This window comes from Idiomarina sp. Sol25, from assembly GCF_033052775.1.
Taxonomy (GTDB): domain Bacteria; phylum Pseudomonadota; class Gammaproteobacteria; order Enterobacterales; family Alteromonadaceae; genus Idiomarina.
In genome coordinates, this window is sequence record NZ_JAUPEW010000005.1 from 137234 (window position 1) to 156019 (window position 18786).

The window sequence follows — 18786 nt, forward strand, 5'->3', positions numbered from 1 at the left end:
GACCATGAGTACTTTCGATGACCGTTTACAGACTGCCGAGCAACAATGGCAGGACGCTTCACCCAAGCATTTGATAGAGCATATTTATCTGCGTTTTCATCAGCGCCATCGCGAACAGCTTCCTGAGTTAAAGCAATTGGCCATGCGCGTTGAAGCCGTTCATGGTGATCACCCCGAAGCCCCGGTTGGTCTGACTGAACACCTGGATAATCTGATGCAGGAGCTGGAAAGCCACATGACAAAAGAAGAGCAAATTCTGTTTCCTTTGCTGTCACGTGGTGTTTATCCGGGCGGGCCAATTTCAGTAATGGAAAGCGAACACGTTCAGCATGAGGGGGAGCTTAATAGAATTGATGAACTGACCAACAACTTAACGTTGCCGGAAGGCGCCTGTGGTACCTGGACAGCTCTTTATAAAGGCTTAAAAGAGCTGCAGGATGACTTGCACGAGCATATTCACCTGGAAAACAACCTGCTTTTTGTCGAAAAGAAAGCATCGCCACCTGAGCACGGTAAAGACTTTTGTTGTGGTTCGTGTCAGTAACCCTGCTTAAAGTACATCACCTTTTCTAAATATCGGCGGCTCTCCGACAACGGATGCTTAGACGTTAAGTCCCGGTAAACAATGCCGGGCTGACTTCGGTTTATAATTTGAACTGCGTTGCTGCGGTTGGAGGAAAAGGTTTCCAGCACATTACCTGCGCCACCGTTGTACGCTGAAACAATTGCGTATTCGCGACTGCGCGGATGTTGCACACCTTTTAGGTACTGGGTGTTCAAAATGTGCAAATAGGCACTGCCAATATCAATGTTCTGAGCCGGATCGAACAATTGTTGAGACGTGGGCTGTCCGGGAATTTTACGAACACGCTCAAACACGTCACGTCCGGCGGTCGATGCCACTACCTGCATTAAGCCGTAAGCGTTAGCGTGGCTCACCGCATAAGGATTAAAGCTACTTTCGGTTTCAATAATGGCATAAATAAGCTCAGGCTCAAGGTTATAGCGTCGCGCTGCGGCTATAACGTAGTCGGCATACTGGTGTTTGCGCAACTCCTGGTGTTCGTCGACTAAAGCAATTTGAACCTCATACACCTGATTGTTTTTAGCGCGCCGGGTGCGCAGCTGGTTTTTCACCAAATACTCGGCAAAGCGATTCGCCCGCCATTCGTATTCGACGACCACATTGTCCTGGTCAACAACTTGCCCGCGCAAAAACGGTTTTCCCGTTTGCTCAGGCTCTTTATCGGTAAAAATATCAACCGCGGTGAGGTCGGTTGGCGTTAACAACGTACGCACAATAGCGGCTTTGAGTTGTTCCCGGGTTTTGGCCGGATCATTGCTGTCATGCAATGTCGCAACTGTCAGCAGGCCCTGCTCAAAATCGACAACGGCTTTGGCATGAAAGTTATCGCTGTATTTAACGTACTTCTTCTCACTGGGAACTGTGTTTTCCTCATCGCCCCAAATGGCTTCAGCAACGGCGCGCAAGTCGCGCAAGGCCTCGCGTAAATCCTCAATGTCGCTAATAAGCTGTTGCGGGTTGCTGCGATAGCTGTGCAAACGCTCACGCGCCATAGATTCCACCACAGCGGTTGGGTCGTTACCGCTAAGCACGCCGGAATTGACCACGCGTTTTACGTTATCAGGTGTTATTTGGCATCCTGCCAAAATTAGCGTTGTGGCTATAGCCGCCAGCAGCGTGGTTAATTGAGTCTTTTTATTCATAGTGCCTAAATTGAGCTTCACTTCCCTTGTTCAAGCTTTTACATTAGAGAGGCATAAAAAGAAACCCTAAGCACAGTTAAAAAGTGCATAAAACAACAGGAATGAAGATGCGCAGTCTCAAATTTGCGGCGCTGATAGCCGCCTCATGGTTGGTCATGCCGACTCAAGCACAACAACTCTCGGGCGAGAGTTCGTTACTCCCCGAAGCAAACTACAGTAATTCAGAAGTTACCGTAGAGCAGGTTTTGGGTTACCCCATGGGCACCAAGATTACCAGCCCGGCGGATATGAGCCGCTATTTTGAAGCATTGCAGCAGGCTTACCCCAAACAAGTAAAGTTGCTTGAGTACGGTAAAAGCTGGGAAGGGCGTACGCTTTATTATGCGGTTATCTCCAGTGAAAAGAACATAGCCGACTTTGACAGCTTTATGCAGGGCATGCAGGCCTTAGCCGACCCACGTAAAACTGATAGTGACGAAGCTGAGCAGCTAATTGACGAATTGCCCGGTAGCATCTGGCTGTCCTATGGCGTTCACGGCAATGAAATTTCTTCCCCTGAAGCGGCAATGATGACGGCCTATCATTTACTGCATGACCAGCGTGAGCAGACCCAACGCTGGTTAGATAACACCATGGTGTTTATTGATCCACTGCAAAACCCGGACGGACGTGCCCGCTTCGTGGATCGTTACTACATGAGTGTTGGGCTTGAGCACTCTGGCGATCGCCGCAGTGCGGAGCACAACGAGCCCTGGCCAAACGGGCGCACGAACCATTATCTGTTTGATATGAACCGTGACTGGATTGCGCTGACTCAGCCCGAAATTAGTGGGCAAATTGATGCCTTACTAAAATACTATCCGCTGGTGTTTGTTGACCTGCACGAAATGGGTGGCGACTCCACTTACTATTTCACACCCGAGGCTCGTCCATATAACCCACTGATTACCGAGTCACAACGCGAAACGCTGAACTGGATTGGTAAAAATAACGGCCAGTGGTTCGACGAAAAGGGCTTTGATTATTTTACCCGCGAAATTTTCGATGCTTTTTATCCGGGGTACGGTGCCAGTTGGCCGCTGTATCAGGGCTCGGTAGCAATGACCTACGAAATGGCTTCGGCGCGCGGGCATTTATTTGACCGTGCAGACGGTGACGTACTGACCTACGCCGACGGTGTTCAGCAGCATTTTATAGCGTCTATCTCGACTATTCAGACAGTTTCCGAACGCCGCGAAGCCTTATTGCAGAAGTTCTGGGAGTACCGCAAGTCAGCGGTCGAAGCAGGCGAAGACGGTGATGTCCGTTCTATTATTCTGCCCGCCCAGGATGACCCGGCTGCCGCACGTAAACTGGCCTCATTACTCGTTGAACAGGGCGCGGAAGTGAAGCTGGCGGAAAAGGCGTTTGGCGTGTGCGGTACTGATTATGAAGCTGGCGCTTATATCATTGATATGGCACAGCCCGCACACCGCATGATACGTACCTTAATGGATAAACAGGTGGATATGGCGGATGACTTTCTGGCAGAGCAGGAGCAGCGCCGTAACAATAACCTGCCGGATCAAATTTACGACGTAACCGGCTGGTCACTGCCGTTAATGTTCAATGTCGACAGCCACACCTGTGATGATTTACCTGACGTCGCCACAGCCTTTGTAGAAGAAGGTCGTATTGAGCCTGGCAAAGTGACTAACCCGGACGCCAAAGTGGCTTTTTTGGTTCGCTGGGGTGACATGAACGCAGGACGTTTTCTTACTGCGGCGTTGCGCGAAGGGCTGGAAATTCGCCAAAGCGAATTAGCCTTCACCCACGAGAGTGCCGGTGAATTCCCTAGTGGCTCATTGATTTTAACCCGCGCTGACAACTCCGATGACTTTCAGGCCAAATTACAAAAGCTCGCTGAGGCGTCAGGCGCAACCGTTGAAGGCGTTGATACAAGCTGGATGACTGAAGGTCCTAACTTTGGTTCGCATAACGTAAGCAAACTTGAAGCACCGAACATAGCTATTGCCTGGGATGAGCCGGTTAGCCCCTACAGTGCCGGGCATACCCGCTTTGTGATTGAACGACAGATGGGGTACCCGGTAACAGCTATTCGTACCATGCAGTTATTGCAAAATGATCTTAATGGTCTGGATGTTTTGATATTACCGCAAGGCGCATACTCCGGCGTATTTAACGACAAAACCGTTGAGAAGATCCAACAGTGGGTACAGGACGGAGGTGTGTTGCTGACCTTAGGCAGCGCCTCTGCCTGGGCGGTTGAGACCGGTCTGCTTAATACTCAACTGGAACGCAAAGTGCCGGAAGAAGGTGTTACTGAGCCTGATGAAGAAATTAAAGTAGACGGTAAAGTGATTGAAAGCCGCGAGCAGTTCTTAACGGAAATAAAACCGCACGGCGCTGACCCCGACTGGGTGCCGGGTGCTTTGCTAAATACCGAAGTAGATACAGACCACTGGTTAAGCGCCGGTGTTAAACCGCAGGTTGTGAGTATTTATAACGGTAACGACGTATTTACCCCCATTGATATTGATCACGGTCGCAACATTGCGTGGTTTGCTGGCGCGGATAGCCTGTTAGCCAGTGGCTTTTTGTGGGACGATATAGCTCAGCAATTACCTTACAAACCGCTGTTAATGTGGCAGCCAAGCGGTAAAGGCATGATTATCAGCTTTACTCAGGAACCCACGTACCGTGCCTATATGGACGGCTTAAATACCTTGCTGATGAACGCCTTGTTCCTGGCACCGGCAAAAGCACAATAGGAGTGTGACATGGCACAGTTTGGAATTATTGGTCTGGGCCGTTTCGGTGCCCGGACATCGTTGGAGCTATTAGAGCTAGGTCATGAAGTTATTGGCGTTGATGCAGACGAGAAGCTGGTTGAAGAACTTGCGGATCAGCTCACGCACTCGGCAATTTGCGATGTTACCGACGAGAAAGCACTGAAGGAGCTCGACTTATCGAATTGCGATGTGGTTCTGGTTGCTATTGGTGAGGATTTACAGGCCAGTTTGTTGTGTGTACTGCACTTAAAAACCATTGGTGTGAAAACCATATGGGCAAAGGCCACGTCTAAGTCGCATCACCAAATTTTGTCAAAACTTGGGGTAAGTCGCATTATTCACCCGGAAGAAGAAATGGGCATAAGAGTTGCTCAGGCTCTGAATTACCCCATGGTCAATGAGTACATGTCGCTTGGGCACAATTGGTTTTGTGTCGAAATCGCATTAGGCGAAAATCTTGAAGGCAAAACACTCAACGACATCTTGCCCGATAACACCGATAACTTCCATTTGCTGTTATTAAAAAAACGGGACGAAGTAACGGCTACACCGAGCCCGGAAACAACCATAGAAGGCCATGAAACGCTGGTTATGGCGGGTAGCTTAAAAGCGCTGAAATCAATTGCACCGAAGTTGGTCGAAGAGTCATGAAGCAATGGTTACCCTCTTTTTTTATGGCGTACACCAGAGCCAGAAGGAGTCGGCATAAAAAGCTTAAAGTAGGCCCGCCGGTTGTTCTTGCCGGCGGCTTCTTTGTCTTAATTTTGTTCGGTGCCTTATTACTAAAACTCCCTTTTGCGACGGTTGAACCTATTACCTGGCTAGAAAGTTTGTTTACAGCGGCATCGGCGGTCACGGTAACAGGATTGGTGGTGGTCGATACCGGTCAGGCTTATACCCCCTTCGGACTTACCGTTATTGCAATGTTGATTCAGACTGGCGGTATTGGTTTTATGACATTCGCCATTCTGGCGGTTATGTCTATGGGCGGAAACATTGGCATTAGCTATCAGCTCGTAGCAAGGGAGGCAATGCAGCAGACCAGTTTAAAAAATATTGCTAAGACTGCCAGAACCGTTTTCTACCTGGCATTAATTGTTGAGCTTCTGGGAACCGTAGTTTTGACGTTAACCTGGTGGGGTGAGTTTGGTTTTTGGGGAGCGCTAGGTGAGGCCGCTTTTTATTCAATATCAGCTTTTAATAACGCGGGTTTTGCCCTATCTGCAAACAGCTTAAGTGACTACGTTGGCAGTATTCCCGTGAACTTAGTTGTCACGTTCATGTTTATTGTCGGCGGCTTAGGTTTTTCAGTATTGATGAACATATTCGAGAAGCGACGCTGGAATCAGTTTTCGGTATATACACGCAGTATTCTTATAGCCACTCTTTTAATTAATATTCTTTCTGCCTTTATCTTTTGGTTATTGGAGCATAGTAACCCCAACACCCTGGGGTCTTTATCAACATTACAGCAGACTTTAGCCTCCTGGTTTCAGGCGACAACGCCACGAACCGCGGGCTTCAATACGGTCGATATTGGACAGCTGCGCGAACCAACCTCAATGTACGTTATGTTGCTAATGTTTATTGGTGGTGGCTCAATGAGTACGGGCGGCGGTATTAAGCTAGGTACTTTCATTGTTTTGATGATGGCAACTTACGCGTTTCTGCGGCGCAGACAGCACGTGACACTTATGCAGCGTAGTATTGAACAGCAAATGGTGATGAAAGCTCTGGCGGTTTCAATGATTACGCTACTAATGGCGTTTCTCGGCATCTTTTTTCTAATGATTTTGAATCCGCTGCCGTTTATAGATGTAAGCTTCGAAGTTTTATCGGCATTGGCGACGGTCGGGTTGTCACGGGGAATAACGGGCGAGTTAACTGAAGTGAGCCAGGTTTTAGTCATTATTCTGATGTTTGCCGGACGAGTAGGGCCGCTGACTTTAGTGTACTTTTTAACAACTCCACACCGAAAAAGGGTTCGCTATCCGAAAACCGAAGTGCAGGTGGGGTAGTTTGCTAAGTACAGAGTAATTTTAAAATACTGATTAAAAAACAATAACAAGAGAAGCTCCGAAGATGCTGAATAAATTAAAGTTCACGCAAAAGGTTATTATTGTTGCGTCATTGATACTGGTACTCGTGCTGGGGGTCTTCACGCTGACCAACTTTTTGCAGATGTCGAATCAAACCCGCAGTAATTTGCAGCATCAAATGCAGGCTTTGTCTGACTCAGTATCAAACAATATTTCGCAGTGGTTTAATGACCGCATGAGCATTGTTCAGGCAACCGCCGATGCTTACCGTGTTGATGATTCTACAGATCGTGCTTTAGAGCGGGTTCAACAGTCAAAAGCCGCTGGTAAGTTTAAAAATGTGTATTACGGTCTGCTCGACGGTACTTTTCTGCTCGATGACCCCAGCATCGACCTGCCGGACGATTACGATGCCCGCAGCCGCCCCTGGTACCAACTGGCGGTTGATGAGGGGCAGCCAACCTATACCGCACCTTATATTGACGTTACCACCAATGAATTGACTATTACTGCGGTGGTGCCCATGCGTCGAGATGGTCGGCTGGTGGGAGTTGCCGGTGGCGATATGATGCTGGATGAGATTTCTGACATTGTTAACGACATCGATTTTATGGGGCTGGGTTATGCCTTCTTAGTAAGCGGTGATCGAAATATTCTGGCACACCCCAACAAAGACTGGATTGAAAAGTCCGTGAACGATTACGCCGGGCAGCCAGTTGCTTTAAATTCTGATTTTTCCGAATACCGTATTGATGGAGCGGACCGCCTGGTGTCATTCCATAAAATAAAAGGTATTCAGGGAGTTGAATGGTATCTGGGAGTGGTAATTGACCGCGAACAGGCCTACAGCAACGTGTCATCCTTTGCCTGGACCGCCATTGTCTACTTGGTTATTGGCATTGTGGCAGTCGTGGTGTCATTAACTTGGTTGTTGCGCTTATTGCTTAAACCTTTGCGTCGCTTAAATGAGGCCGTAACTGATATGGCCCGCGGAGAGGGTGACTTAACGCAGCGGCTGCCGGTTGAGTCCAGTGACGAGTTTGGTCTTGTTTCACGCCGTATGAACGAGTTTATTGAGAAAATCCAGCAAGCCTTGCTGGAAGTGAATGCGGCCGCACAACAAGTGGAAGGCAATATTCGCAGCATGGTTAAGGCAAGTGACGATTCAATGGAAATTGGCAGTGAACAGGCCGGAAAAGCCAGCTCTGTTGCAACGGCAGTCAATGAACTGGGCGCGAGTGCTAATGAAATTGCCGAGAATGCTGCAAAAGCCTCTGAGCAGGCAAGCTCTGGTACCGAAAAAGCGTCATCTGCCAGAGATTCTTTGCAACACAACCGACAACAAATTCAGCACTTGTCTGAACGTATGGATGCCTCCAGCCAGGCAATTCATACCCTGGATGAGGACACACAGAACATTGGTAAGATCATTGAGGTTATTAAAGGCATTACTGAGCAGACCAACTTGCTGGCTCTAAATGCGGCTATTGAAGCGGCACGAGCAGGGGAAGCCGGTCGCGGTTTTGCGGTGGTAGCGGATGAAGTGCGCAGCCTGGCTCAGCGGACTTCGTCGTCGGCAGGCGAAATAGAGACAATGATAGAGCGGGTTCGAGCCGGCACGCGCAGTGTTGTCCAGGTTATTCAGGAAAGTCAGGAAATAAGCAGTGCCTGTGTGTTAAGCGCGGAAGAGTCTGCTGAGCACATGTCTGAAATTAACGCTATTATTGTAACTATTGATGACGTGAACCACTCAGTGGCCTCGGCAACAGAACAGCAGACTTCAGTGATCCAAACGCTTGATCGTGACATTATGGATATTAGCAGTATGAACGATCAGAGTGTCGACAATCTAAATAATACCAAGCAGGCTTGTCGCGAGCTGAATACGGCCTTTGAACGCTTGGAACAATTGGTGACACAGTTTAAACTGAATTGATCGAAATCAACTATTGGAGCAAACCTATGAACAAAGCATGGATGATTGGCGCCATAGCACTACTTGGCGGACCTGTTCTGGCAACAACGGCTCAGGCAGTAGAACGTACAGAAGCATCAGAGCAAGCCCAGGCTTATATTATTTCTCCGCAAAACGGGGAAGTGGTTGGTAAAACCTTTAAAGTGAAGTTTGGCTTAAGCGGTATGGGCGTAGCGCCTGCTGGTGTCGATGTGGAGAATACCGGACATCACCATTTGATGATTGATAAAGACGAACTGCCAGCCATGGACAAGCCTATGGGCGGCGACGTGACTCACTTTGGTGGTGGTCAGACAGAAACTACCGTGACTCTAGAGCCGGGTGAACACACGCTACAAATTATCTTAGGTGATAAGAACCACGTACCGCATAATCCGGCCGTGGTGTCAGAAAAAATCACTATTACAGTGACAGACGACTAATCCAGCTCAAGTTCGAGTTGTAACTGCTCGTTGGGGTCAGGCAATGTTGCACTGATCCCCAACAGCCTTACCCCTTTCCCTTTTCCACGCTGCCAGGCTTCATCTAATAACTGATAAAACAGGCTGGGTGAAATAAACTGAGAACTGCGGGAGACCGTTGTTTGTGTGAAGTCCGAGAATTTCAGCTTTAGTGTCTGGCTACGAATGGGCTGCTCACGCCAGTGAGTGATTTTCATTCGTTGACGCAGTTTCGGTAATAAATTGTCCTGAACATAAGCCTGAGCTGTCGATTCCAGTCGCATATCCGTTGCTAAGGTTTGTTCAACTCCGACACTTTTGCGAATACGCTCTGTAACAACTTCGCGGCGGTCCCGGCCATGGCAGCGCTCAAATAGAACATACCCGGCTTTATCACCAAGAATGGCCTGCAATTGCTGCAGTTCGATATTCTGGATATCTTTTCCTGTAGAGAGCCCATAGTTAGTGAGCACTTGCTGACTTTTGGGTCCGACACCGGGAATTTGTTTGAGGTTTAATGTCGCAATGTAGTCCATAACTTCCGCCGGACGAACCACAAACTGACCATCGGGTTTGCGCTCTTCGCTGGCAATTTTGGCCACCATTTTCTGATTAGAAATGCCGGCAGAGCCGGTTATTCCCAGCGTTTTAATTTGGTCACGAACAAAATTCATGGCCAAAGTTGCGCTGCCTTTAAAGCCTTCCAAATGAGTTAAGTCCAGATAAAACTCGTCGATAGAAGCCGGTTCAATGCGGGGTGTGAGTTCATGCAGAATATCCAGAACCTTATTGGACAGTTCGCGGTAGTAGTTGCCGTCGGGTCGTATAAAGGTTAATTGCGGGCACAAACGGCGGGCATGACTACCCGGCATCGCACTTTTAACCCCAAACTGACGAGCCAGATAATTTGCCGTTGCAACAACCCCCCGTTCCCCACCGCCGCCGACAGCAAAAGGGCGTGTTTTCAGGCTTGGATCGCGTAATTCTTCTGCCGAAGCAAAGAACGCATCCAAATCCAGCAAAGCTATTTTGCGAGCAATTTCAGCCAAGTGTTTATCCTTTGCACATTTGGGGTTATAATCGCATTCACTAACTGGGCGTGCAAGAACACCAGCCATTTGTAGGAGAAACCAGTGAAAGCTATGAATTCATTTTTCGTTAAGAGCGTTTTAGGCACCATTTCAATGCTGTTTGCGCTAACTATCAGTGCAGCATCAGTGCAGGATGATATGTCCCGTGAAGCGATCGCTGAGCGTATTAAGCCTTTAGGTAAGCACTATGTGGCTGGTGAAAGCAGTGCCGCTGAAGAAAGCAGCGGACCGCGTTCAGGCCAGCAAGTTTATGATAAGTACTGTACAGCCTGCCATACCAGCGGTGTTATGGGAGCTCCAAAAATGAACAACGCTGCCGACTGGCAACCACGTTTAGACCAGGGCATGGAAACGGTATTGAAGCACGCAGTTGAAGGCTTTAATGCCATGCCGCCTAAAGGAACCTGTAGCGACTGCTCAGAAGAAGAAATTCAAGCAGCAATTGATTACATGACTGAAGAAATTTAGTTGCGTCAGCAATTGCAGTAAAAAAGGCCACCACTCGGTGGTCTTTTTTTTGTGTCAATCGACGTTAATTTTTCCTAGTAACTTCCCTCGCTAATTAATTTTTAACCAAATCTTTTCTATTTTTTGACACCAGTCTATACTGTACGACTGTTAGTAAAAACAACAAGTGTTAATTAAATGTATTTCGCGGCAAGGAGTGTCAGTGTCTAAGGGTGAACCTGAATGACAGACTGTACGGATAGCGAGGAACAGCTTCAGATTATAAAAACTGAAAATGAACGCTTGCATAAGGTCATCGCCCGTCTAAAGGGGTTGACCCAAAAGTACCGGTCTGCTGAAGTCGTACAAAAAGCGCTGTTTCGAATCTCGGAACTGGCGGCTTCTGCGCGCGAAATGGATAACTTTTATCAGTCTCTGCATGAAATCATCGGTGAGCTGATGTACGCCCGCAACTTTTACATCTGCCTTTATGAACCTCAGGAGGAACTGGTTGACTTTGTCTATTTTGTTGACGAAATTGACCAAGACACCATATTCGAACGCATTCCGATTGATCAGCTCAGTAAAGGCTTAACGGGTTATGTTCTGCGAAAAGGGCAGTCTTTGCTTTGCCCTCCGGAAGTGTATCAGCGCTTAATTGATAACGCCGAAATAGAAGGTTTAGGGGCAGAGCATCAGGACTGGTTAGGTGTTCCGTTAAAACGTGGTGACGTGACCATAGGTGTTATGGTGGTGCAGAGCTACAGTGCCAACGTTCGTTATGACACCTCAGATGAAGATTTGCTCACCTTTGTATCGCAACACGTGGTGAATGCCTTAGAGCGATTAAGGCAGCGCGACTTAATGCAAAGTGAAATAGAACACCAGACAGCCGAATTACGCCACGCGAATGAAAGCTTAATGAGCGAGATTACCATTCGTGAAAGGGCCGAGCAGCAAACCTCGGTGCTTTTTGCTATTTCCGAACTGACCAATACCTCTGACGATATGAATGCCTTTTATCGTCAGTTGCACAGACAAATCGGTAAATTGATTCACGCCGACAACTTCTTTGTCGCGCTTTTATCAGACGATAAAAAGTTTATACATTTTCCTTACCATGTGGATGAAACAGGCGCTAAAGCCGAACGCCGACGAGTCGGCAAAGGCCTAACCGAATACGTTATTAAAATGCGTGAACCGGCCTTTATCGACGCTCCGGTGCGTCAAAAGCTGCTGAAGAAAAACGAAATAGAGCTAGGTTACGGTGGTATGAAACTGGCTAAGCAATGGCTCGGTAGCCCGTTAATGATGAACGGGCAGGTGTTTGGGGTTATTGCGGTTCAGACCTACGACGGCGACTTTTTATACCATAGCGATGATTTAGAACTGCTGAACTTTGTTTCACAGCATGTTGCCGTGGCTATTGACAGAAAACGTTCAGCCGAAGAAATACAACGCGTAAACCAGTTCCTCGAAAAGAAAGTGGCGGAGCGTACCGAAGAGCTGGTGTCCGAAATAGAACGACGGAAAAAAACCGAATCCAGCTTATTCCACGCAGCGCACCACGATAATCTGACCGGCCTGCCTAACCGCATATTGTTCAATGAACGTTTGCAGCAGGCTGTGGCGCATAAACGACGGCACCCTGAGCACCATTTTGCGGTGCTATTTGTTGACCTTGACCGCTTTAAAAATATAAATGACACGCTCGGGCACTCTGCCGGCGATGAGTTCTTGCTGGAAGTTAGCAAGCGTATTGGTGACTGCGTACGTGACAATGACATGGTGGCGCGCTTAGGTGGTGATGAATTCGTTATTCTGCTGGATACCATTACCAGTATTGATGACGCCAAAGACGTTGCCAAGCGCATGATCCAGCAAATGAGTGAGCCTTTCCATCTGAATGGACAGGAGCATTACTCCGGCGCCAGTATCGGTATTGCCGAGTGTCTGGAAGAGACCGATTCGGCTGAACGGCTGTTGCGCGACGCAGATGCCGCCATGTACCAGGCTAAGGGTATGGGGCGTGGACGCTATGTATTATTTGATGACAGCATGCACGAAAATCTGGTGGACAGTGTTCGTAAAGAAACGGCACTGCGCCATGCTAAAGTTGAGAAAGATTTCGCTGTCAGTTTTCAGCCAATAGTGAATTTAACCTCAGGCGAGGTCAAAGCCATAGAAGCTAAATTGGTGTGGGAAGACCCGCGCTACAGCTTTAACAGTGAAGAGTTGTTACCTCTGGCCGAGCGCACCGGCCTTATTGTGAAACTTGACCGCTTTGCTTTACGAGCAGCCTGCCAGTGGCTTGTTGAAAATAACGTCAGCGCCGACACTATGCTGCACCTGAATTTATCTGTGCGTCATTTATTGAAAACCAGTCACTTGAATGAGCTGGTGAATATCGTGACGGAAAGCGGCGTTAAACCAGAGAGTATCGCACTGGAATTTGATGAAACCGACTTGGTCCGAGACGGCCGCCGGGTACTGGCCAGTTTGAGACGGCTTTCCGAATTTGGCTTTAAGCTGGTTATAGACAACTTTGGCAGTGGCTCCGGGCCGCTTCAGTTCCTGTATAACTTTCCGTTTACCATACTTAAACTGGATCATCATTACATTGCCCGGCTGAGCAGTAATAACCGGGCGCAAGCTATGTTAAAACACATTGTGACCTTGTGTCATGAGCTCGATATTGCTGTTTATGCCGATGGACTGGAAACTGAAACGCAAAAAAATGATGTGGAAAAGCAAGGTGTTAAGATAGGGCAAGGCAGCTTCATTGACGAAAACTATGAAGGCACTGTAGCCAAAGACGACGACACCTCTTCCGTATCAGCTTAGTTGTGCGCTACTTTTTCAGTGCGTTTTTCAACATTTCCAGACCCTGACTTCGTTGCTCTTCGCGTTCCTCGTCAGATTTTTGCTTGCGATGTTCCCATTCTAAATCGTCCTGCGGTAATTCCAGCAAAAAGCGGCTGGGTTGTGGCTCCGTTTTTTCTCCAAACTGACGGCGCTCCTTAGCCATAGTAAAGACTAACTTATGCTGGGCGCGGGTAATGCCGACGTAAGCCAGGCGACGCTCTTCCTCAATATTGTTTTCATCAATACTGCTTTGGTGCGGCAGCAGGCCTTCTTCCATGCCCACTAAAAACACTTGTGGAAACTCGAGACCTTTAGAGGCATGCAACGTCATTAGCTGCACCTGTTCAAACTGCTCGTCGTCTTCGTTACGGGACATCATATCGCGCAGCGACAAGCGACTGACCACCTGATTCAATTCCATGGGGTCATGTTCGGCGTCGCCTGTTAGCATGTCCGATACCCAGCGGTGGAGTTCGTAAACGTTTTTAATCCGCATTTCGGCAGCTTTCGCGCTGGGGCTTTGCTCAAACAACCAGTCTTCGTAGCCAATTTCGCTCAGCAGTTGTTTTACCGCGTCACTGGCGTCTTCCTGATGATCGGCGCGGCGGGCCAGGGTATCTATCATGTTCCGGAACACGTCCACATGCTGAAACACACCGGTGCTAAGCTGCGTTTTTAAATGGGGCGACTGACAGGCTTCAAATAAGCTACAGCCTAACTCCTGCGACAAGCGGCCAATACGCTCAACGGTTTGTGGGCCAATGCCGCGTCGCGGGGTATTAATAATGCGCAGAAACGCGGTGTCGTCGGTTGGGTTCACCAGCAGACGCAGGTACGCCATAATGTCTTTGACTTCCGCGCGGGCAAAAAATGACTGGCCACCGGTAATTTTATACGGGATGCGGTTGTTCATCAGGGCTTTTTCAAACAGACGCGACTGGTGATTACCCCGGTATAAAATGGCAAAGTGATGATACGGCGTTTTGCGAAGGAACCGTTGTTTTACAATTTCGGCAACCACGCGTTCCGCTTCATGCTCTTCGTTACGACCAAAAATAACGCTTATCGGCTCGCCGTATTGCATTTCCGAGAACAGCTTTTTCTCAAATACGTGCGGGTTGTTTTCAATCAAAATGTTCGCGGCTTTCAGAATACGCCCGTGCGAGCGATAGTTTTGCTCCAGCTTAACCACGTCCAGTTGTGGGAAATCCTGTTTTAACAAAGCGAGGTTCTTTGGCTGCGCGCCACGCCAGGAGTAAATGGACTGGTCATCGTCGCCCACCACGGTAAAACGGGCGCGTTCGCCCACCAGTAACTTGACCAGTTGGTATTGACTGGTGTTGGTGTCCTGATACTCGTCCACCAATAGGTACTGAAACTTTTTCTGCCAACGCGCGCGGGCGTTCTCGTTGGTCGCCAGTAACTGCGTTGGCAGGCGGATCAAGTCATCAAAGTCCACGGCATTACAGGCGCTCAGGTTATTCTGGTATTGCTGATAAACCTGAGCAAAGGCCTTTTCCTGATCGTTCCCGGCTTTTTGTAGAGCCAACTCCGGCGACAGCATGGCGTTTTTCCAGTGGCCTATCTGGTGCTGACAGGCTTGAATCAGCGCTTTGTCGCCCTCAAATACATCTTCAGTCAGGGCGTTAAGCAGGGCGTAGGTGTCCTGGTCGTCAAACAATGAAAAACCGGGCTTAAACCCCAGGGTGCTGAGTTCCCGACGAATAATATTCAGTCCCAGAGTATGAAAGGTGCACACGGTTAAACCGCGCAGCTGCGCTTTCGGCAAGGTTTGCGCAATACGCTCTTTCATCTCTTTGGCGGCTTTATTGGTAAAAGTCACTGCACCAATTTGCCGGGCGGTATAAATTTGCTGGCGGATCAGGTACGCGATTTTCTCGGTTATTACCCGGGTTTTGCCACTACCGGCACCGGCAAGCACCAATAAAGGGCCTTGGATGTAATGTACAGCCTGGTTCTGGCGATCGTTCAGCATGGGCGCCGCGGAGTTCCTGATTCGTGAAAAAGCTGATAAGAAGCTCGGATTTTACCTGAATCTCCTGCTAAGCTAAACGCATAAGCAACGATTTACACAAAGAGAGACTTATGGACAACAAAACAATAGAAAATATTGCTCGCCAAATTAACGACAGCATGCCTGCCGGCGTGAAAGAACTGGCCGGAAACATGGAGCAGCGGGTTAAGCAAACACTGCAATCACAGCTGTCGAAACTGGATTTAGTCACCCGCGAAGAGCTGGACGTACAGCAGCAAATGTTACTGCGCTTACGTGAGCGTGTTGAACTGTTGGAAAAAGAGCTGGAAGCGACCAAGAACCAAAGCAAGGACTAAGTCAGACGTATGATCCAATGGATTAGTGGAAAAGTTGTCGAGAATTACCGTTGGAGTTCTGGCGTTTTCAGTTTAAGAGTTGTGGCCGAGCCTTTTGATTTTAAGGCCGGACAGTTTGTCCGTTTAGGTTTGAATGTGGGGGGCGAGCAATTGCTGCGCGCCTACTCGCTGGCCAGTGCACCGGGTGAAGCCATACTGGACTTTGTCATTGCCGAAGTGGAAGGTGGCGAGGTCAGTACCAAGTTAGCTCAGTTGCAGCCGGGTGACAGCGTGGATATTACCCAGCCCGCCGGTGGCTTTTTCACGCTGGACGAAGTACCGGAAGGCGGCAGCTTGTGGATGCTTTCTACCGGAACCGGCATTGGCCCGTTTATTTCCATGCTGAGAACCGAAAAGCCATGGGAACGATTTAAACGCATCAACCTGGTGCACGGTGTTCGTGTGGCAGAAGACCTGGTTTATCAGGGGCAAATAGAGCAGTGGCAACAAGAATACCCCGGGCAGTTAGGCTATCAACCGGTGATTACCCGTGAAAACATTCCCGGAGCTCTCTCTGCGCGCATTCCTGAACTGATCAACTCAGGACATTTAAGCAACGCACTTGACACGCCGTTAGACACCAGCGCACAAGTCATGCTTTGCGGTAACCCGGATATGATAAAAGAGTCACGTGCCGCGTTGGCTGAATTGGGGCTTGCCAAAAACACCCGCCGTAAGCCTGGTAATGTGACCTCTGAAAATTACTGGTAATGGTTATATTTGAAACGTTTTCAAGATTTTTTGGGCGGCAAATGTTTGCCTCAAAAACGGCAAACCACCGCTTGGTTTATTGGTGCCGCCAATAATTTTACCCTGAAGTTTTGAAAAAACGGGTGTGCTTTGTATTCTCTCTCTTAAGCTCGTTAGTTGCTAACTCGTTATCCATTTGAATATTTACTGGCGGATAAGAAAATTTATTAAGTTTGACTCAAACCTGGCGCGTAATTTGCTCGTTAATTCATAAAGCATAGTAACTTTGACGACAAAAGCGTTGGCGGATTTATGATTGTATCAAGGACTGAACATTTTCTATCTTCATTAACTTCGGATAAATTGCCTGCTAAAGACAACCAGCAGGGTAATACCGCTACTGACGTTAATAATGAGGTTGAATTAAGCTCTGAAGGCTCCAAATTGAGCGAAGTGTATGATGAACTTAAAGGAAAATTTAATGCTCGTGCTATGTCTCCTAATGAAATGGCCGACCTGGCGCATCACCTTGAGTCTAAGGGCATAATTAGCTCATCTGAGGCCGCTGTAATGGCATTTCACTTGGATCCTTCACAAATGTCTTCTGAAGGGAAAAAGCTTGACCGGGATAAACCGATTGATCAATTGGAGCGATGGACGGGGCATCTTGAGTTCGCAAAGAATCATAATATGACAGAAAGTATCGAAAATACCCAGACTATTGTGAATATATTGAAAAACCTCGCGTAATACGAGTAAATTTATGTATCGAGGCTCTAACTGTTCTTTCTTCATTATCTCTATAGCCTGATTTAGCAACGCTTTAAGGCTAGCTCCTACGAAATTGGGCTTTAAATTTCTCCATTCGGCTTTTTGCCTGCTCGTAACTCTCGTTATATTCCAAAAAATAGGAGGTCGATAGCCGCTGTGATTCTATCTCTGTCGTGGGATAGATCATCGACTGTGTTAGTGAGCTGAGTTTTAGAAACACTGGCCATATCTTGTGTCATCAATGCGAAAGTCTTTCCCTCAACGGTAACATCCGGGTTCAGCTTGGTGAGTTGAAAGGATTCAGCCAGCGCAGCGGGTATCAAAGGTATCACTAAGGTTGTCGATAAGGCTGACAGCAGATCACTCTGCACATCAATAAGATAGGGGTAGGTTGTGCGTGTCGTTGTATTGTTATTGGCATAGACGGTGAATTGAGCCATCAGAATTTTCGCACGCTGTCGCTGAATGTTCCGTTGCGCTCTACAAATTGGTTATACGCCTCCATTGCGTCAGAGTTTTCTTTCAGCCACTGCGCTTGTTCTTTTAAACGAATTTGTTCCTTCAATGCAGACTCAAGTGTCGCCGATAAATTGATGTCAAGCGATTTTGCTTTTGCCAGAAGTTCAGCGTTAATACTGACATTGGTCGGCTTCTTTGAAGCAGAAGCGGTTGTGTAATCAGCCATTTTATCACCTGTTATTAAAAATGCGTAATTCATGCGCATTAACCATGCGCATGAATTATAACAGAGTTAATTTCAGATGGTTAACTCTTCATCCTTGAGGCTCATACCAGGCTGGTAATGAACACTGATTAATTCAGGTTGAACTGTGTTGTCGCTATTTCTTCCAGCTTGTCATAAGGGATGTAACCAGGAGTTACCTGCTGGCCAATGATAATGGTCGGTGTGCCGCGAAAGCCTAGTTCGCGAAACGCCGACATGTTTTTGCGAATAACCGCTTCGCTTTCACTAGACGGTGACAAAAAGGCCTCGGTACCCGTGACTTGCGCAACGCTTTGCAGTGAGTCAGCGGTATGCATGCCCGACTTTTTCATCATTAGGTTATGGGCTTCAAAAAAGGCCTTAGGGTCATTGCGCCACAGGTTCAGCCCATAAAGTGCTGAGTTGGTTTTGAGCCCATCAACCTGCTGTTGGCGTAAAGGCACAAAAATGTTCACGATCTGAATAGATGGGTATTCCTCAACGAGCTTATGCAGACCGGGTTCTAACTTTTTGCAAAATGGACAGTTGTAGTCGGTAAATACAATGATTCTATGCGGTGCATCTCTGTCACCTAAAATTGGATGTGCAGCAGACTGATACAGCCACTCCTGATGGTTAGCGAAGGCGTTTTTCTGCTCACTTTGCTGTTCTAAAAAGCGCTGTAAGCCTCGGTGAATGTTTGGAATAAGCTCCGGATTCTCACGCAATAGCTGTTCGACTTTTTCCAAATCTTCTTCTTGTTGTGGGTTTAAATCTTGCGCAAATACGTTGCTGCTAAAGATAAAAGCAACGATGAAAAACGTTTTATAGATAAAATTCATACAACTTTCCTA

At 47.9% G+C, this 18786-nt stretch carries 17 protein-coding genes; 11 read left to right on the plus strand and 6 right to left on the minus strand.

The annotated features are described in order from the left end of the window. Nucleotides 1–4: 4 nt before the first annotated feature. On the plus strand, nucleotides 5–544 hold the full coding sequence (locus Q5L94_RS09120; RefSeq protein ID WP_317498131.1) for a hemerythrin domain-containing protein: 540 nt from the start codon (nucleotides 5–7) through the stop codon (nucleotides 542–544). On the opposite strand, the gene Q5L94_RS09125 is transcribed toward Q5L94_RS09120, so the two are convergent. Next, entirely contained in the window at nucleotides 538–1728 is a 1191-nt protein-coding gene (locus Q5L94_RS09125) for a murein transglycosylase domain-containing protein (RefSeq protein ID WP_317498132.1), read from the minus strand. The two genes, Q5L94_RS09120 and Q5L94_RS09125, sit on opposite strands and share 7 nt — an antisense overlap. A 107-nt stretch (nucleotides 1729–1835) precedes the next feature. Here Q5L94_RS09125 and Q5L94_RS09130 point away from each other — a divergent pair, with 107 nt between their 5' ends. The 5 genes from Q5L94_RS09130 to Q5L94_RS09150 all read left to right on the plus strand — a co-directional run bounded on the left by Q5L94_RS09130 (nucleotide 1836) and on the right by Q5L94_RS09150 (nucleotide 8956). Continuing rightward, the gene (locus Q5L94_RS09130; protein ID WP_317498133.1) at nucleotides 1836–4499 is read left to right on the plus strand and encodes a M14 family zinc carboxypeptidase; all 2664 of its coding nucleotides are present in this window, start codon (nucleotides 1836–1838) and stop codon (nucleotides 4497–4499) included. Between the two features lie 9 nt (nucleotides 4500–4508). Further along, entirely contained in the window at nucleotides 4509–5171 is a 663-nt protein-coding gene (locus tag Q5L94_RS09135; RefSeq protein WP_317498134.1) for a TrkA family potassium uptake protein, read from the plus strand. Next, nucleotides 5168–6538 carry a TrkH family potassium uptake protein gene (locus Q5L94_RS09140; protein ID WP_317498135.1) on the plus strand — a complete coding sequence of 457 codons (1371 nt, stop codon included), beginning with the start codon at nucleotides 5168–5170 and terminating at the stop codon, nucleotides 6536–6538. The genes Q5L94_RS09135 and Q5L94_RS09140 overlap by 4 nt, the downstream gene beginning before the upstream one ends. Nucleotides 6539–6602: 64 nt before the next feature. After that, on the plus strand, nucleotides 6603–8495 hold the full coding sequence (locus Q5L94_RS09145) for a methyl-accepting chemotaxis protein (RefSeq protein WP_317498136.1): 1893 nt from the start codon (nucleotides 6603–6605) through the stop codon (nucleotides 8493–8495). Between the two features lie 26 nt (nucleotides 8496–8521). Then, the gene (locus tag Q5L94_RS09150; RefSeq protein WP_317498137.1) at nucleotides 8522–8956 is read left to right on the plus strand and encodes a DUF4399 domain-containing protein; all 435 of its coding nucleotides are present in this window, start codon (nucleotides 8522–8524) and stop codon (nucleotides 8954–8956) included. On the opposite strand, the gene dinB is transcribed toward Q5L94_RS09150, so the two are convergent. Continuing rightward, nucleotides 8953–10023 carry a DNA polymerase IV gene (gene dinB / locus Q5L94_RS09155; protein ID WP_317498138.1) on the minus strand — a complete coding sequence of 357 codons (1071 nt, stop codon included), beginning with the start codon at nucleotides 10021–10023 and terminating at the stop codon, nucleotides 8953–8955. The genes Q5L94_RS09150 and dinB overlap by 4 nt on opposite strands. A gap of 84 nt (nucleotides 10024–10107) precedes the next feature. Here dinB and Q5L94_RS09160 point away from each other — a divergent pair, with 84 nt between their 5' ends. Beyond that, nucleotides 10108–10533, plus strand: coding sequence for a cytochrome c5 family protein (locus Q5L94_RS09160; RefSeq protein WP_317498139.1), 426 nt, complete (start codon nucleotides 10108–10110; stop codon nucleotides 10531–10533). Nucleotides 10534–10755: 222 nt separating this feature from the next. After that, entirely contained in the window at nucleotides 10756–13356 is a 2601-nt protein-coding gene (locus Q5L94_RS09165; protein ID WP_317498140.1) for a diguanylate cyclase domain-containing protein, read from the plus strand. Between the two features lie 7 nt (nucleotides 13357–13363). On the opposite strand, the gene rep is transcribed toward Q5L94_RS09165, so the two are convergent. After that, nucleotides 13364–15373, minus strand: coding sequence for a DNA helicase Rep (gene rep / locus Q5L94_RS09170; RefSeq protein ID WP_317498141.1), 2010 nt, complete (start codon nucleotides 15371–15373; stop codon nucleotides 13364–13366). Nucleotides 15374–15483: 110 nt separating this feature from the next. Between rep and Q5L94_RS09175 the strand changes: the two genes are divergently transcribed. The 3 genes from Q5L94_RS09175 (at nucleotide 15484) to Q5L94_RS09185 (ending at nucleotide 17208) form a co-directional block, all read left to right on the plus strand. Then, nucleotides 15484–15729 (plus strand): accessory factor UbiK family protein, encoded by a 246-nt coding sequence (locus Q5L94_RS09175; protein ID WP_317498142.1) that lies wholly within the window; start codon nucleotides 15484–15486, stop codon nucleotides 15727–15729. A 9-nt stretch (nucleotides 15730–15738) separates the two neighbouring features. Then, nucleotides 15739–16479 (plus strand): ferredoxin--NADP reductase, encoded by a 741-nt coding sequence (locus tag Q5L94_RS09180; protein WP_317498143.1) that lies wholly within the window; start codon nucleotides 15739–15741, stop codon nucleotides 16477–16479. Nucleotides 16480–16770: 291 nt separating this feature from the next. Next, on the plus strand, nucleotides 16771–17208 hold the full coding sequence (locus Q5L94_RS09185) for a hypothetical protein (protein ID WP_317498144.1): 438 nt from the start codon (nucleotides 16771–16773) through the stop codon (nucleotides 17206–17208). Between the two features lie 143 nt (nucleotides 17209–17351). Here the strand turns inward: Q5L94_RS09185 and Q5L94_RS09190 are convergent, their stop codons facing one another. The 3 genes from Q5L94_RS09190 to Q5L94_RS09200 all read right to left on the minus strand — a co-directional run bounded on the left by Q5L94_RS09190 (nucleotide 17352) and on the right by Q5L94_RS09200 (nucleotide 18774). Next, nucleotides 17352–17669, minus strand: coding sequence for a CcdB family protein (locus Q5L94_RS09190; protein WP_317498145.1), 318 nt, complete (start codon nucleotides 17667–17669; stop codon nucleotides 17352–17354). Further along, nucleotides 17669–17914, minus strand: coding sequence for a type II toxin-antitoxin system CcdA family antitoxin (locus Q5L94_RS09195; RefSeq protein WP_317498146.1), 246 nt, complete (start codon nucleotides 17912–17914; stop codon nucleotides 17669–17671). Before Q5L94_RS09195 ends, Q5L94_RS09190 begins: the two co-directional genes overlap by 1 nt. A gap of 128 nt (nucleotides 17915–18042) precedes the next feature. Continuing rightward, nucleotides 18043–18774, minus strand: a complete 732-nt coding sequence (locus tag Q5L94_RS09200; RefSeq protein WP_317498147.1) for a DsbA family protein — start codon at nucleotides 18772–18774, stop codon at nucleotides 18043–18045. Nucleotides 18775–18786 lie beyond the last annotated feature (12 nt).